Annotated in this window: 10 protein-coding genes; 8 read left to right on the top strand and 2 right to left on the bottom strand. The window is 56.7% G+C overall.

Annotation, left to right across the window (positions count from 1 at the left end; all coding sequences use genetic code 11):
- Nucleotide 1 precedes the first annotated feature (1 nt).
- The 6 genes from I3J13_RS03940 (at nucleotide 2) to I3J13_RS03920 (ending at nucleotide 10,925) form a co-directional block, all read left to right on the top strand.
- On the top strand, nucleotides 2–7,324 hold the full coding sequence (locus I3J13_RS03940; RefSeq protein WP_196378059.1) for a hemagglutinin repeat-containing protein: 7,323 nt from the start codon (nucleotides 2–4) through the stop codon (nucleotides 7,322–7,324).
- Between the two features lie 3 nt (nucleotides 7,325–7,327).
- Nucleotides 7,328–7,759: an SMI1/KNR4 family protein gene (locus I3J13_RS03935; protein WP_196378058.1), complete on the top strand. Its 432-nt coding sequence runs from the start codon at nucleotides 7,328–7,330 to the stop codon at nucleotides 7,757–7,759.
- 675 nt (nucleotides 7,760–8,434) lie between these two features.
- Nucleotides 8,435–8,581: a hypothetical protein gene (locus tag I3J13_RS25710; RefSeq protein ID WP_236000811.1), complete on the top strand. Its 147-nt coding sequence runs from the start codon at nucleotides 8,435–8,437 to the stop codon at nucleotides 8,579–8,581.
- Nucleotides 8,578–8,811: a hypothetical protein gene (locus I3J13_RS03930; protein ID WP_236000810.1), complete on the top strand. Its 234-nt coding sequence runs from the start codon at nucleotides 8,578–8,580 to the stop codon at nucleotides 8,809–8,811. The genes I3J13_RS25710 and I3J13_RS03930 overlap by 4 nt, the downstream gene beginning before the upstream one ends.
- Before the next feature lie 1,042 nt (nucleotides 8,812–9,853).
- Nucleotides 9,854–10,579, top strand: a complete 726-nt coding sequence (gene aqpZ / locus I3J13_RS03925) for an aquaporin Z (RefSeq protein WP_035265115.1) — start codon at nucleotides 9,854–9,856, stop codon at nucleotides 10,577–10,579.
- A 52-nt stretch (nucleotides 10,580–10,631) separates the two neighbouring features.
- The gene (locus tag I3J13_RS03920; RefSeq protein ID WP_003519942.1) at nucleotides 10,632–10,925 is read left to right on the top strand and encodes a hypothetical protein; all 294 of its coding nucleotides are present in this window, start codon (nucleotides 10,632–10,634) and stop codon (nucleotides 10,923–10,925) included.
- A 212-nt stretch (nucleotides 10,926–11,137) separates the two neighbouring features.
- On the opposite strand, the gene I3J13_RS03915 is transcribed toward I3J13_RS03920, so the two are convergent.
- Nucleotides 11,138–13,069, bottom strand: a complete 1,932-nt coding sequence (locus I3J13_RS03915) for a glycosyltransferase family 2 protein (protein ID WP_196378057.1) — start codon at nucleotides 13,067–13,069, stop codon at nucleotides 11,138–11,140.
- 170 nt (nucleotides 13,070–13,239) lie between these two features.
- On the opposite strand from I3J13_RS03915, the gene I3J13_RS03910 reads away from it, so the two are divergent.
- Nucleotides 13,240–14,001 carry a transporter substrate-binding domain-containing protein gene (locus I3J13_RS03910; RefSeq protein WP_137002849.1) on the top strand — a complete coding sequence of 254 codons (762 nt, stop codon included), beginning with the start codon at nucleotides 13,240–13,242 and terminating at the stop codon, nucleotides 13,999–14,001.
- Between the two features lie 37 nt (nucleotides 14,002–14,038).
- Here I3J13_RS03910 and uppX read toward each other — a convergent pair whose 3' ends face one another.
- Nucleotides 14,039–15,331, bottom strand: coding sequence for a Wzx-type polysaccharide biosynthesis protein UppX (gene uppX / locus I3J13_RS03905; RefSeq protein ID WP_196378056.1), 1,293 nt, complete (start codon nucleotides 15,329–15,331; stop codon nucleotides 14,039–14,041).
- 287 nt (nucleotides 15,332–15,618) lie between these two features.
- Here uppX and uppY point away from each other — a divergent pair, with 287 nt between their 5' ends.
- Nucleotides 15,619–16,914 (top strand): Wzy-type polysaccharide biosynthesis protein UppY, encoded by a 1,296-nt coding sequence (gene uppY, locus I3J13_RS03900; protein WP_196378055.1) that lies wholly within the window; start codon nucleotides 15,619–15,621, stop codon nucleotides 16,912–16,914.
- Nucleotides 16,915–16,939: the final 25 nt, after the last annotated feature.

The following is a 16,939-nucleotide window of genomic DNA, read 5'->3' as shown; positions in this document are numbered from 1 at the left end:
AATGACATCACAGTTCAAGTATCTTTCGCACAAAGCAACCGAAACCGTTCTGTTCGCTCATGCCGGAGCGCTGGTTCGAAAAATCATTGCGACAGTTGTCAGTTGTACGCTCGTGCTTCAGCCGGTGCTCCTCCATGCACAGGATATAACGCCGGAAACTGGAGGGTCCGCCATAAATCGCCCCGGGATAGGGGCTGCCCCGAACGGTGTACCGCTCATCGATATCGTCGGTCCCAACAGCCAGGGCCTGTCGCACAACAAATACGACAATTTCAATGTCGGTACGCCGGGTGTTATCCTCAACAACTTCAATGGTGAGGTCGGTACGTCGAAACTGGGTGGCGTTACGCCTGGCAATCCAAACCTGCAAGGCAAAAGCCCTGCATCGGTCATCCTCAATGAGGTGACCTCGCAGAACCGCAGTTCTCTCGTGGGGCCGACCGAGGTGTTCGGCGGCAGGGCCGATGTCATCATCGCCAATCCGAACGGGATCACCTGCGATGGCTGCGGCTTCATCAACACGCCACGCGCCACGCTGACGACGGGCGTGCCCGACATTGGCGCCGATGGACGTCTCAATGGCTTCACGGTCAACAATGGAGACGTCACGTTTGGTCCGAACGGTGCGAATTTTGCATCTGGAGATGGCACGGTCGATCTATTCGACATCGTGTCGCGTACCATCCAGATCGATGGCACGATTTATGGTGAGGAGCTGCGCCTGACCGCCGGTCAGGGCAAGTTCGACTATACCACTGGCGAGGCAACTCCACTCGCCGCGACCTCGGGAACACCCGAATATGCAATCGATGGTTCAGCACTTGGAGCCATGCAGGCTGGCCGCATCAAGATGGTCGTCACGGAGAAGGGCGCTGGCGTTCGCATGCGCGGCGACATGGCTGCCAACACAGGCGAGCTTTCGCTATCGGCAGACGGCAAGATTTCGATCGGCAATGCGTCCGGCAATAAAGGTGTCAGCGTCTCCTCGAAGGGGAGTGTCTCGACCGGTCGTCTGACCTCGAAAAAATCAGTGCCGGTCAAGGCGGGGAAAGACGTCAACATCGCTTCGATCGGCGCAGAAGAGGCAATCCTAATCAATGGCGGGGCCGGCTTCGTTGATGTCGTCGGCACCCTTGGCGCTGGTAGCGCGATCACTGTCCTGGGAGATGGACGTGTTGCGGTGGCCGACGTCTCCGCTGCAGGACCGGTTTCACTATGGTCGGGGGCAGGGTCCATCGGCATTAGCGGTACAGCCCAGTCCGGCGCGGCGATGTCGATTTCGGCTGCTTCAGGCTCGATTGCAGCGGGCACGCTCCTTTCGAAAGGTGATCTGGCGCTGCTTTCCGGCCTTGATCTTGGGATTTCCGGGCTCGTGCTTGCCGAACAGAATTTGCAGGCTTCGGCTGGTGGCAACATCCGCTATGGCAGCCTGGAAGCCAATGGCAACGTCTCGCTATCTTCAGCCGGCGGTGTAATCAGCCTCGACAAACGCACGGCCGCCGGTGGCGACATCAGGATCAGGCAGCAATATGCCGACCTTTCCAATAACAGGAGCGGACTTGCCACATCGGGGACACTCTACATCGATGCCAATAATATCAATCTAGCCAACAGTGCGCTGACGTTCGGCGGTATCGATCTTACGTCATCCGGAGTGACTGATCTGACGGGGACGCGGCTCAATGCCGTCGCTTCGAACAGCCCATCTCGTTCCGCCCAGGTGCCGGGCGATATTGCGATCGCAGCAGATAGCCTCGTCGCCAACGGTGCCACCAATCTCCTGGCCGCCCGTGACCTGACGCTCACACTCCCCCAGCTTGTCAATGCCGGCCAGCTTGCCGCTGGTAACGATCTGACGTTCAATGTCACCGGCAATCTCACCAACACTGCCACCGGCCTGATTTATGCCGGCAATGACGCGGCGCTTTTCGTGGGTGGCGTGCTTGCCAACGAGCAGGGGGCGATTGTCGCCGGTCATGATCTCACGATTGCGGGAAACGCTCATGGCGGGCGTAATGCGGCCATTGTCAACAGTTCCGGCTTCATCTCAGCCGGTCACAACATGTCGATCATTACTGCAAATCTGCGCAACGAAAGAACAGTTGCACCTACCTACACAACACAGTTCCTCTCTAACGCGCTCGTTTCCGCGTATGACATATATTACGCGAGAGAGTGCGGGGATTGTTCGTCGCCCATCGAATTTTATAACCGGTCATTCGTCATCGGTAGCCCCATCCATCGCGTTTACCGGGACGTCATCGAGGATCGGCTCATATCCTCAGGTAGTCCCACAGCGCTGATCAAGGCGGGCAACACACTTTCCGTCGACACGGTCGATCTTACCAATGCCTATAGTGCAATCGAAGCCGGTGCAGGCATGACGCTGAATGGCTCCGGCACGCTGACCAATCTCGGGTTGCAATTGCAGCGCACGACTTCGCTGAACTGCAACCAGAACGGCGGCTGCCAGTATTACCCGGATGTCATTTACGAATGGACGGAAACGAAAACGACCGGCGACACAGGTGGCCATGAAGGTTCATGGCAGATCGCCATGCCAGGCCCCAGCCCATTCGGAACGCGGGATACGTCAAAGGATATCGGGCCGGGACGGACCGTGGAAAGCGTCGAGGCGATCGGTGGCGTTACCACGACGATCCGCTCTGGCGGAACACTTGGTATCACCGGTTTTGCCGCCGTCAACAATACTGCTTCGGCCGGAACAATCGCCGACCATGCCGCCGTTGCTACACCTCAGCCTTCTAGCGATCCGACGGCGTTGCTGGCCGGCGTAACAGCGAGCGGAGCGCTATTCACGCTTGGCGCTGTTGCCACCCCACAGTCCGGCGGATTTGGTGGCACCGTTCCCGGCCAAACATTCCTCTATGAGACCCGTGCCGCCTTCCTCGATGTCTCGAAATTCTACGGTTCCGGCTATTTCCTTGGCCGCATCGGTTACCAGCCGGATCGTCAGATCCAGTTCCTTGGCGATGCCTATTTCGAGAACCAATATATTGAGCAGCAGCTCAGACTGGCGACAGGCTCCGGTTTTACCGGACAGGATTCGATTACCCAGATAAAGCAGCTGCTTGATAACGGAGCCGCCTATCTGGGAGCGAACCAGCGCCAGTTCGGCGAACCGCTGACGGCTGAAGAGATTGCCAGCCTCACCGAATCCGTCGTTGTTTATGAGTGGCAGACGGTTAACGGCACGAGCGTTCTTGCGCCGGTGCTGCATCTTGCCGCTGACGACAGGGAAAGATTGAACTCCGCTGGCGCGCTGATCGCGGGCAATCAGGTAACGATCGACACTGGCCTGCTTGCAACATCGGGGATGATCGCATCGACTGGCGATCTTACCGTTTCCGGTTCATCGATTGCGGCAATCGGCGGCGCCTTCAGCGCAGGCGGCAATGCTTCAATCAAGGGCGACGAGGGTATTCTGCTCGCCAACGCAAAGGTGACGGCGGGCGGCAATCTCGGCCTGACTTCGAACGGAGACATCAATATCTCCGTTACCGAAAGGTCAACAACCAGCACCTTGCGTGACAAGCGCAGCACGACGACGGTTGTGAGAACCACAAGTCAGGGTTCCGAGATCACCGCGGGCGGATCGGTCACCGCCAATGCGGGTGGCAGCCTCAACGTCATCGGCAGCACGATTGCCGCCGATGGGACTGTGGGTCTGAAAGCGACCGGTGACGTAACAATTGCCGAAGCTGTCGACACCACCACTATCGATTACACCTACAAGAAAAAGGGTGGCCTGTTCGGCGGCAAGAAACAGACGACGAGCCACACGGAAGCCGAGACTGCAGTCGGATCATCGGTTAGCGGTGGGAAGGGCGTGTCCATTACCTCGGGTGGTGATACCGTCGTCTCCGCCTCGAAGGTGATGGCGGGCGATGAGACCAACAAAGCCGATATCAACGTCAGCGCAGGGGGCGATCTGCTGATCGCGTCGGGCAAGAATACGGCGGAGTTCGAGCAGAGTTCCTCCAGCAAGGGCTTCCTCTCGAAAAAAAGCTCGACGCAATACAACTATGATGAAGCCACAGTCGGCTCCGAGCTTTCCGCGTCCGGTAACGTCAAGCTGGATTCTGCTGGCAACACCGTCATAGCGGGCTCAACCATAACGGCCGGGGATGCGATCAGCGTCACGGGCGACAGCGTCGCCATCATCGGGGCCGAGGAACAGCACGCGCTGGAGAGCAGCAGCAAAAAGTCCGGCCTGTTCGCCGGTTCCGGCGGCGGCTTCCTCTCGCTATGGGGCAAGGAACAGAAAGAAAAAAGCCAGTCGTCCACCCTCAACGTCGGCTCTGCGCTGACTGCTGGGACCGACGTAACCCTCGCGGCACGCGAAAACGACGTCAATGTCATCGGCTCGTCCATCATGGCGGGGCGTGACATCGCGCTGGAGGCTGCCCGTGATGTCAATATCACGCCAGGAGCGGAAAGTGCTGCATCGGCGGAGAAGGAAAAACGCTCGGGTTTCGGTATCAGCGTCTCATCCGGCGGTGGTGGCTTCTCGGTGGGTCTCGGAGTACAGAAGACCAAAGACAGCAAGGAGCAGCAGGCCAACACGAACGCGGTCTCCGTTCTCACTGCCGGTCGTGATCTCCTTGTTTCCGCAGGAAACAACGTCAATCTGCAGGCGGCAACCGCCTCCGCCGGGCGTGACGTCGACCTCTTTGCCGGGAATGACATCAACCTCCTCTCGGCCAACGACCGCACCAATTATCAGGAGATGCACGAGAAAACCTTTGCCGGTGTTACGGTTTCCGTGTCCAGCCAGGTTGGTAAGGCCGCCCAGAGCATCATGAACTCGGCTGAACGGCTGTCGGACGGCGGTGGGGTCGACGCCATCACAAATACGGCCATTGCCGGGCTTGGCTTCTATCAGGCCTACAAGGATTTGCAGGGCGTATCGTCGAACCTTTCCGCGGGCAACGGTCTGTCCTTCAACGTGGGTATCAATGCAGGCGTCAGCCACCAGGAGAACAGCACTTCTTCCTCGTTCTCCACGCCTGTCGTTACCGATATCCGTGCCGGCCGCTCGATCACCATCGAGGCAGAAAACGGCAATATCACTAGCGAGGGAGCACAGATCCTCGCCGGCTACGGGAAAGACGGCCTGCCGGTCGTCTCGTCCGATGCGCTGACCGGTGACGTCTTCCTGTCTGCCGAGAATGGCGACATCAATCTCAACGCCGCCACCGGCACGTTCGATGCGGCAAGTTCGAACAAATCCTGGAGCGTAGGCGTAGGCGTCAACTTCGGATGCAGTACCACGGGCGGCTGCCAGCAGACCGGCGTCGGTGTCAACGGTTCTTACGGCAAGGGTGGTTCCACCACCTCCGCAACCAGCCATACGAACACGCATGTCAACGGCACTGGCGATGTGACCATTGTCACCAATGATCTGGCGTTGAAGGGTGCGACCGTCGCTGGCAACTCGGTCACCGCCGATGTTAAAAACCTGACGATCGAAAGCCAGGTGGATACGGCCGCAGCAAAGGCAGACCAGCTCAATGTGTCTGGCCAGATCGGCTTTGGAAACACTGGCGTCTCCGGCTCCGGGCAGAAGGCCAAAGGTGATGCGATTATTGTCACCGAACAATCCGGCATCCATGCCGGAACGGGTGGCATCGATCTCAACATTGGGCAGCACACCTCGCTTGTCGGCGGCGCGATTACCAGTGAGGCTGGCGCGGGACGCAACAACCTCTCCACTGGCACCCTTGACGCCACCGATGTGGATACGCATTCAAGCTGGAAAGCCGAAACCTATGGCGGCTCGATCGGTACTGGCGGCCTCTCCATCGCACCGCCGGTCAAGGCTGGCGAGAGCGAGACCGGCAAGGCCTATTCGGCCATCGGCGGCAACATCCCGATCACCATTACAGATCCGGCCAACCAGACGCAGGATGTTGGTACAATCCGCCGCGATACCGCCAATACCAACATCGCGCTACCCGGTCTGCCGGATCTCGAACATATCCTGCGTCAGCAATACAGAACGCAGGCCGATCTTCAGGAAGCCCAGAAGACAGCGGCAGGGCTCGTCGGCGATATTGCCAGTGGACTCTACAAGCAGGCCCTCGAACGTAAAGACGATGCGGCCGCCGAGCTCTGGAAAGAAGGCGGCATGGGCCGCGTGCTGCTGCACACCATAGCAGGAGGCATTCTTGGTGGCGTCAATGGTTGGGAGGGAGCGCTCAACGGCGCACTCGGCTCCGCGGCCTCGGCATCCTTAACCCCCGCCATTGCGAATCTCGTCAACGGAATGCTGAAGGACAGCAACCTGTCTGATCAGGACAAACAGGCGCTCGCAGCAGCGATCGGCTCAAGCTTCAGTGGGCTGGTCGGCGCCATCGGTGGCGGTGAAGGCGGCTCGTATGGCGGAGTGCAATATCAGTACAATTATCTCACCCACAAGGAGCGAGAGGAGTTTGCTCGAACGCTGGCCGCTTGTGATGCTTCAGGTGACGCCAATTCACCAGCCTGCAAACATAAGGAAGAGCTTCAAACTCTCTCGCTTAATCGTGACAAGAAGCTGGAAGACTGCGTCGGCAATTCATCCGCGGACTGCATTAAGGCACGCACCGATCTGCGGATTGCGGCTGCGGAGTATCTAGACGCAGCCCTCACAGGAAAGGGTGAGGCGGATGAATTGTCGCTCCTCGACCGGCACATGGTGTTCCTGGCTGCGTGGAAATATGCTGACAGCAGTGATGCTCAAAACGGTCAGGATTTCGCTGATGTGGAATCGTCGCTTAAGAGTGAGGCCGCCAAGGCGCTTCTCACAGGGTCGAAAGAACAGATCGCCAGCATCATTCGCGATCCGATCATACTCGGCGCCATCGCCTTTGGTGGAACTGGAAATGGTAAAACCATTCTTGGCGAAAGCACCGGCATCGCTAAATCCGTAAAAATAATTGCCACAGACAGGGATGTCTCGGCTTACTTTCAAAGTAATAGGCAATTTTGGACAAGCGAACCCATCAATCTTAACGGAAATAGAGTATATCAGCGCAACGATTTGATAGATCCAACATTTATCGATCCTAAATCTGGGAGAACAAATCTGGAGCTAATGCAATCTGGTCGCGCGCCCATAGGACCAGACGGAAATCCAATCAATCTGCATCATATGACACAAATGCAAGACGGCCCTATCGCGGAAATGACCCAAACCTTTCATAAGACAAATTCGAAGGTTATTCATGTCAATACTAATGAAATTCCATCTGGCATCAACCGTACCCAATTTAATTCCTGGCGGCGGACGTATTGGATAAACCGAGCAAACGATTTCTAGGAGATGTATCTGGTGACTGAACATATTGACGCGATTATTAGTGAAGTGAATCGACTGGATGATCCGCGAAAACGTAAAACTCCGCTTCCAGATGATGCTCTAATAGCGAGATACGAAGCCGCCACGGGTTTCGAATTCTCGGAAGACTATAAAAAATTTCTCAAGAGCATATCTAACGCTTTCATCGGCTACCTGTCGCCACTTACTCTAAATGAAGAGATGGGTGGCGTTTATGGAGAATTGAGATCGGCTATTGAACAAGGCCGCAGCGCTGGCCTACCCCACGATTGGCTTCCAATATGTGAAGACAACGGTGACTATTACTGCATCGCGCCCGATGGCAAAATACATTTCTGGGACCACAACGGTCCAACGACTGAGACTTGGCCCAACCTCGCAACGTGGGCAAACGATGTCTGGTTGGGTGGTGCGTAAGAATTTCGGCTATGCAATACGAGCCACCGTCGAGACAATTTGAGCCGCCCCGTGAACTGCCCCCATTTCGACCGGACAGTCGGCATAAGCAGAAAGGCTCAAGCACAGGCTTGAGGACAGGCTTATGTCTAACGAGTATCGACACGTTGAATTGCTGACGGGTGATGTTCGCCGCAGGTCAGTGTTAGCTAATCATGAAGATAGAATGCCCTCGCTGCCACCAAGACTGGGTGAAGAAGGTCCACATAGGAGCGGCCCATAGAACAGTATATTTGTGCTATGAATGCGAAGCGACATGGTTTTGTGATGATTCTATTGAGTACGCCACTTTTGTAGATCTATCAAATTATCTCACGCGGCTTGGCTTGAGCGACTCTGGTGACGTCTATGAAACATTTATTGATGACGAGGAGTGGTTAGGCTCGCCGAAGTAGGGAGCTCTGCGATGTGACTAAGTGATCTTACTTCATAAAATGCGCGGCCAATTAGGCGTGGGTTTGCACCGGATAATCGGATTGGGCCTCCAATCGAACGCGCTGCGTTCAGCCCAATGGCGTAAGTCAGCATGTTAGCCTGCGGCGATTTACTTGCGACCCCTTTAAACGGCGTGCGGCAGTCTGAGGGAAATGCACTTATCCGTGCTGGGCTGTTCACGGCCAAAGGGAGGCCTGTCAAGTGAAGTACAAATCGCCGGAAAACAGAACGGAAAAACAAGTTATTGAGATTTTGTCGCGTATTGACAACGATCCAGAAGAAAGAATATCGGCAGTTTTGTCTGCTATTTACTATGGAAAAACGATAAATTTTCAGGGGATATTTTGATAGAAGAGTTTAAAAAGGCGAAATATGGTGAGAAACTATGGTTAAAAAATACTTTTGAAACATTCTATGGAATGTGTCGAACAAGTTATCGTATTGATGATAGTATTACGGTTTTGAAGGAATTTGAGAAGCAGAATCCAGAACATAGTTTGGATATTAAATCCACTATCGAAGCGCTTGTTGAGTACAAATTCATATTTAATGGCGATCATAACGAAGGGCGATTTTGATGAAGGTTGGGGTAAGTCATCCGATTCATTGTAGAAGACATCGATATAATTAATGAAGATGTTGAAACCATTCTCCTCCATTATTGTCGGATCTCTGTTCCTGACTGGATGCACCGCATTGAATAAGACATCATCGGCGATTAACGACGCGAATAGCGGTGTCGCCACTGCGATGCTGTCACCATACCGAAAGCTTGACTCCCAATGGCGAGGCAGGACGCTCGCAGACTTTCGGAGCAGGTTCGGGGCACCGACAGGCGAGGAAAAGGATGGGCACCGTGTGTGGTCTCGTACCATTGTCGCGCATATTCCGGGACAATACGTTGAGACTGCAGACTACATGCTAAATATGACGATTAGGCGCCGGGAGTTCGTTCCGGCGCACGATGCGCAGAAAAGTTGCGAGATCGCCGTCAAGGTGCAAGCAGGACGGATAACAGCGATTCATGTGCGGCGCGATATCGGCATCCCCACAGATGGCAATCGCCTGTTTTCAGGCATGGAATCGACGTGCCAGCGGATATTTGGTCTATGACCTTCTATTCCATCTGTCGTTGGCGCGGTTATTCTCTGGGTGATCCAACGTGCATGTAGTCATCATCTCTGGGAATTTGGAGTATTTGGCCACTGCATTCGAGAGCGATCGACTGAAGCAGCTATAGCGGACGGTCCCGTTCCTTGACTGGACAGGCTTCTGACGAGATGGCGGTCAAAGCGCCGATATCCCAAGATTCTTCGCGCGTCCGATACCGTTGCGTTGCCGCACTTAATGAATCGCCATTTCATCTTCTCCACCATGCCAACGACCGGTAGAATAATAGCCTTATCCATTTCGCCTTGGTGGATCGTGGGTCAAGGACGGCAACGTGCGCGCTACGCAATGCTGAGATGTCACGGTCGAGGCGATCGAGCCGCGTGCAGATCAGTTCATGCCTGCGTCGGGTCTTCGGGCGGCTATCGTATGAGAGTAGTACACAATTTAGCTTGACTACGATTAAATTGCACGTAATAGTTGATGCAGTCGTAACATAGGGGAAGTGTTATGAGTCGCAAACTTCTTTCGGAATTTCTGGGAACCTTTTGGCTCGTGTTCGGAGGGTGCGGCAGTGCGGTTTTTGCCGCCGGCTTTCCTGAACTCGGCATCGGTTTCCTTGGTGTCGCTTTCGCTTTTGGTCTGACGGTTCTGACCATGGCCTATGCGGTTGGCGGCATTTCGGGCGGTCATTTCAATCCGGCCGTTTCAGTCGGCCTCACCGTTGCCGGTAAGTTCCCGGCGGCGAACCTCGTGCCCTACATTGTGGCGCAGGTTCTGGGGGCGATCGTCGCGGCTGCGGCGCTTTATGTCATCTTCACCGGCAAGGCGGGAGCTGACATTGGCGGTTTTGCCGCCAATGGTTATGGTGAACATTCGCCGGGCGGATATTCTCTCGTATCGGCGCTGCTGATCGAAGTCATCCTGACGGCGTTTTTCCTGATCGTCATTCTGGGCTCAACGCATGGCAGGGTTCCTGCCGGCTTCGCGCCGATCGCCATCGGTCTTGCCCTTACCCTTATTCATCTGATTTCCATTCCAGTCACCAACACATCCGTCAATCCGGCCCGCTCCACGGGACAGGCATTGTTCGTTGGCGGATGGGCGCTGCAGCAGCTCTGGCTGTTCTGGCTCGCTCCGATCCTCGGCGGCGCCATCGGGGCCGTGATCTGGAAAATCTTCGGCGAGGAAGAGAAGGCCGGCCATGCCGGTTCGGTTCAACCTGCGCAGACATGAATAAGAGGCTTTGTTTCCTCGAATGGTCGGGGAAACGACTGAGGAGGATGACATGGATCTTGCTTCGATATTGGCCCAGATCGTCGGCGGTGCGGTAGGCGGCACGGCAGGCGGAAAGATAGTGAAGGACTCCGATCTTGGTTCGCTCGGTAATCTGATTGCCGGCGCCATCGGCGGTCTCGGCGGCGGAACCGTGCTCGGTTCGCTGCTCGGCGCGGCGGGAGATGCGGCAGCCGGCGGCGTTGATATCGGCGCTCTCGCCGGCCAGCTTGTTGGCGGCGGTGTCGGCGGTCTGATCGTGCAGATCATCGTCGGCCTGATCAAGAACAAGCTCGTTACCAAGTAGAGCGGTTCGGTCGCCTTCAGGATGAAATGACGGACCTTGCCGAAGGAGGAGCTTCGTTCGGCAAGGCACTGGCTCCTGTTATCGATGACGGCGGTAGTGGAAAGTGTGAAGTGGCTTTGCTGGCAGCAGCAATGTGACTGAAGCCATGAGCCGCTGCCGCGGCTGGTCGAAAGAAGTATCATGACCGTTTTGGCTCTGCCGAAGATGCCGGATCATGAGGTATTTTTGGCGACCGGCGCGTGTGGCGTCTTGTTCCATGCGAAGGGTTTGGTTTTGAGTTCCACCACGGCCCGCCAGGCCGCGATGGACAGCATCAGCCAATATGCGGGCATTGCCAGCCACCGCCTTCCGACATGCCTTCTTTCATAGGCGATCATTCTGCTGCGACCCATCAGCACGAAGATCGTGTAGCTTCCGACGATATTCAGCACATCGATAAAAAACAGAAGACCCTGCCAGGTGAGTAGCAGGTCCGCGCCATTTTCCCGGAGGGCGATGGTCATGAATGCGAGCGAAACGAAGAGCAGGGGGTGCGCCAGCGACGACAGAAGCATGCCGCCGATCAGCAGTTGAAAGACCACATAGGCAAACCATCCCATGTCACGCGCGGTCGCAAAGGGGGCGCGAGTCATCACCAGCCAGCTTTGCAGCCAGCCCTTGTACCAGCGTGTTCGCTGGTTCAGCCACACGGATAGCGAGGTCGGCGCATCCTCCAGCGTCTGTCGCCGGATAACGCCGCAACGATAGCCCAGCCGATGCAGCCGGAGGCCAAGATCGGCATCTTCCGTTACATTATAGGGGTCCCAGGCGCCGGCCTTCCGCAGCACGGCGGTCCGGAAATGATTGGAGGTGCCGCCAAGCGGCAACGGTAAGCCATGTGCGGCAAGGGCAGGTAACATGCAGCGGAAGAGGCCGGAATATTCCAGTGCGAAACAGGCGCTGAGCCAGGAGGAAGAGGCATTGCTGATGATAAGCGGCGCCTGCAGGCAGGCCACCTCGTCCGGCTCGTTGCGGAAGGTGGCATAGGCTTCGCGCAATTGCTGCGGATGGGGCCGGTCTTCGGCATCATAGACGACAACAAATGCGCCGCGCGCGCCGGAAAGCGCGTACGTGAGGGCTTTGGGTTTGGTGCGCGGCAGGGAAGGCGGCACCCTGACGACCTCCATATGCGGGCCGGGATTCATCCGCTGGATCGCCTCGATCGTCGCACCGTCGTCCGCCTCGCAGACAAGCTTGATGTCCAGCCGGGATTTGGGCCAGTCCAGACGTTCCAATGCGCCGATGAGCTGCGCGACGACGGCCTCCTCCCGGTAAAGCGCCACCAGAACGGTATAGACAGGCAATTCGTTTTCCTGCCGAAGAGGCAAGGTGGTGTCCTTTTCCAAGGGTAGATGGACGAGCGCGAACAGCCTGAAAAGCAGGGTCAAAAGGTAAAGCATCGTCAGGGTGACATGGAGATACGAAAATGCCGCTTCCGTGTAAAACAGCAGCGACAAAATGAGCAGGGTAAGGAGAACGCCGCTGCAAAAACCCTGCTGGCCATGCAGCGTGATCCTGGCGGAATGGTGCGGCGCCGTGTTGAAAAGCCGCTGTTGGGTTTCTGCCGAGCGGCGGGCCTCGCCCGCTTTCCAGATTGCGCTGCGCATGGCCTGCGGGGTTGTGACGGCAAAGTCGTCGAGAAGACGCGGACGCTGATCCAGCATGTTTTTCAGCGACGCCATCCGCGCCAGTTCCGGCACGATCAGCAGCGTTGGCGTGCCGTTCAGCGGTGTCAGCCGCAGGAGCCTCGGCTCGGAGAGCTGAGTGTCCAGCTTATTCAAATCCGTCACCCGGTCCGGGCCGATTTCCGGGAGAAATGGCAACCGCAGGAATCTGGCGAAGGCACCGAAATAGGCATCCGTCGTGACGAGACCGCTTGCCAGCAATTCGTCCTCCAAAGTCGAGCCATTTTCCAGAGCCCGTTTTTCGAATGTCTCGATATAAGGCCTGCCCAATCCCAGCGAAGAGAGAAAGCGGACCTGTCCGGCCTGGTCCTGTTCGAAAACGGTTGAGAGTGGATTTTCATTGAGATGGGAAAATGCAATTTTTCGTGTCGCCGGCGTCGTACGAAACGAATCTCGTGTATATTGCCTAGAATAATCCATGCATTGCCGCCGCCGTCATGGTAACGCCCCACTTCCTGTCACGGATAGTATAGATGAGAATGACGAATGTAACGCGGAATATAAGTCTCGCATTTACTTTAGTTTTCGCTTTACAATTTACTGGTTTTTTTAGCGATGTACGTGCGGAGGGCCTGTCGGACGGGAACCGGATGCCGGTGCTGTTCGATGCGCAGGAGCGGTTTCCGGGCGGCGATCTTTCTTCCGTTCCCCGCATCAGATTTCTGATGTCGGTCGATTTCCCGCCCTTCAATTTTACCGATCAGGAAGGCCGGCTTGCGGGTTTCCATGTCGATCTGGTGCGTGAAATCTGCGCTCAGTTGAAGGTCGAAAGCAAATGCCAGGTGCAGGCGCTGCCGTTTGACGAGCTGGAGGCTGCTCTGGAAATGGGCGAGGGCGAAGCGGTGATTTCCGGCCTCGCCACCACCGCCGACCTGCGCAAGAGTTTTACCTTCTCGCGACCCTATCTCTTGATGCCCGCTCGTCTTGCGGTGAACAAGGCGGCGAAATTCACCGGCTCCGGTGCCGATGCGCTTTCGGGAAAGAAGGTGGGTGTGGTTGCCGGCTCGCGGCACGAACAGATGCTGAAGGCGTTCTTTCCAAAGGCCGCGGCCGAGGGCTTCGATGGCTACGAACCGATGTATGAGGCGCTGAAGAAAGGCAAGGTGGACGCCATCTTCGCCGACGGTCTGCGCCTGCCTTTCTGGGTTTCAGGAAGCGCGTCTGAGGGCTGCTGCGCACTCTTCGGCGGTCCCTATATGTCCGACAGGTTTCTCGGTGAAGGCCTGTCCATCATGACCGTCGATCCCGACAACGTGCTTGTCCCGGCTTTCGATCAGGCGCTGGCGGCCCTTTCCCGCAACGGCCGGCTGGAAGAGATCTACCGGCGTTATTTCCCTTATGGGCTCTATTAGGGCGAGCCGGCCACCAGATCGGTTCCTACGCCAGCTCCTATTTGGCTGGCGCGAAAACCTCTTCATTGCGGCGCAGGCGCAGCAGCGCGATCCATACGGCGGCGGCGATGGCGGTTTCCACCATGAAATAGCTGCCGATCGTTCCCGAAATGCTGAATGACCAGGTGAAGAAAGCGACGACGACGGAGCCGATGAGGTTGCCGCTGTTCCAGATCTTCGCGCGAATATCCTGCCGCCCGGATGCGCCGAGCGCCTCGAGCGCGGTGGCGGCAACGGCCATGGGCAGAACCGCCCAGCAAAGCACGCGGGTGATGATGGGCAGCGAAACATATTCATCGCCGAACAAAAGCGGCAAGAAGGGCGCGATGATGAAAATGACGAGCGCGCTGCCGGTCGCGATGAAAAGTGCGGCCTTCAGCACGTTATAGGCGCGCTCTATGGTTTTGGTGATGCCCTGCAGGGCGGCGGAAGCCGAACCCGGATAGATCAGCCGGTTGAGGGCCTCGACGGAGAGATAGGAACTGTCGAGAATGCGCCGGGCGATGGAATAGCTGCCCAGCACCTCGGCGCTGGCAATGGCGCCGAGAACGAGAATATCGGCATTGCCGCGCACGGCCTTGAACAGGAACTGGGTGGAAAACAGGACGCCGATGCGGATTTCCTCACGCACGATGCGGAACACCGGGCTGCCGAGTCTCGCTATTGCCTTGACCGAGATCATGGCCGCAATGGTGTGGGCGGCAAGGTTCCACAGCGCCCAGGCCTCTACGGTTTCCACCTTGAAGATGAGGCAGGCGACCACCGCGGCAATGGTGCGGGCGACGGCAAACATCACTTCCAGCTTGTTGGCGGAGGCGAAGTCGGAATGGGCGATGAAGCTCTGCGTGGAAAGCGAGATGACTTTCAGGAGGACGAGGTTCGTGAACAGGATCAGGAAGGTGGTGATCAGCGTGTGCAGCAATGTTTCCGAGGTCGGGAAAAATACCGGGATTGTCACCATGCCGATGATCGTCAGAACCACGCCTGTCGCGGCGCTCAAAAGATAGCTGTGGCCGAGCATGACGGGAAACATGCTGCGATCCTGCGCGACACGGCGGATCAGCGATTCCTGCGAACCGATGCCGCAGATCTGGACGCCAAGATTGGTGACAGCCGTGATGGAGGCGTAAAGCGCGAATTGTTCGACACCGAGATGGCGGGCAAGCAGCGCGAAGGTCAGAAGCTGGGCGGCGCTGGACATGAGGAGCGCTCCGCCGGATGCCATGTAGGTCAATCCCAGTCTGACTAGATGGCCGAGCCGCGGCGTATTGAACGACACCTCATTCTCCATGTTTTCCGGCATTGCCGGGCGAATTCAAAAATGACTGCGCTGCTTTTTAAAATCTGGCGAACTGAAAAAGCCGCAACCGGCCAATAAAGTGAAAGTCCGCGACCCGAATGAATGGCAGTTTATCCTGTCTTATCCCTCTTGAGGTAAGAGAGGGTTAAAGCAATTGCATAATAATGATGATAATGACTGTTTATGGTTATTTGGACATGGCCCTGTTTCAGAAGGGTTTCGTTGTTCGTCACAAGGCAGGCCAATGATCCGACTATCCATTCTCGATGCAGGCGACCATGCCGCGTTTGGCTGATACGCAGCCCGTCTCTGCGCAAGGCAGCGCCATATCCCTTGCCGGCAGCCGGCGCGACGCGCTTTTTTTCGTCGCCACCATGCTCTATATCTGGATTTCCGTCGCGCCTTTCGAAAATCTCGCAGCACCGCCCGTGCCGCACGCCGCCGCAAACCAGCTGACCGGCCTCGTGATCGCATTGATCCTCGGCGTTTTTGCGCTGCGCCACCGGCTGACGGGGCTTCTGCTGCGGCCGCGGCTACCCATTCTGCTGCTGTTCTTCTGGCTGGCGATATGCTCGGTGGTTGGAACCCAGCCCGGCACGTCGCTGCAACGTCTGATCTTCACGGCGCTCCTGTGCTTCATCACCAGCGTCCTTGTCGTCATGCCGCGCGACCGGCGGCAGTTCGACCGGATGATGGCCATCTTCGCCATCATTCTCTTGGCGCTGTGTTATCTGGGGGTGATCTTCCTCAGCTCGCGCTCGATCCATCAGCCCTATGATCTCGATGAAAAAGCGCTGGCGGGTGACTGGCGCGGTATCTTCAATCACAAGAATGCCGCCGCTCCGGCGATGATCATTCTCTTCATGATAGGGCTTTACCTGCGCAACGCCTGGTCGACGCTGGGCGGCCTCGCCATCACGCTGCTGGCAGGGTTCTTCCTGTGGAAGACCAACGGAAAAACCGCAGCCATGCTGTTGCCCGTCACCGTGGCGCTGATTTGGATCATGGAGAGGCATGCTCACCGCACTCTGCTGATGATCGGCGGCCTTCTGGCCTTCATCAACATATCTGCGGTCGGCTCGACCTATTTTCCAAGCATACAGAATTTTGTCGAAGGCCTGGGCATCGATTCCACCTTCACCGGGCGGACGGACATATGGCGGCTATCCTTCGACACTTTCGCGCAATCGCCGATCTTCGGTCAGGGGTTCCAGGCATTCTGGGCGAGCGACCGACTTCTGTCGCAGGCCGATATTGCCGGCACCTGGGCGGTCACAGCCTTCCATGCCCATAATGGCTATATTGAAAGCCTGTTGAATGGCGGCCTGCCGGCCTTCATTCTCACCGTCATCTGGCTGGTCATCATACCCGCGAATGATTTCCGCACAGCGGTGGATAAGGGCACGGATCCGGGCCTGACCCGACTTTTTGCAAGAATTTGGGTGTATGCGTTACTTTCTTCGTGTTTAGAGAGTAATTTCTTTACCGGAACCGGGCCTATCTGGTCTTCTCTTCTAATCGCAATCTATTGTTTGAGGCATCAGGCTTACGACATACTCGAAGAGGGACAGTAATTTGCAGACAGGCCGGGGGGCTTTG

Origin of the sequence: Agrobacterium leguminum (genome assembly GCF_015704895.1) — a bacterium.
GTDB lineage: Bacteria > Pseudomonadota > Alphaproteobacteria > Rhizobiales > Rhizobiaceae > Agrobacterium > Agrobacterium leguminum.
The sequence above is the reverse complement of the archived record's forward strand: the minus strand, read 5'-3'. Positions and strand labels throughout refer to the sequence as shown.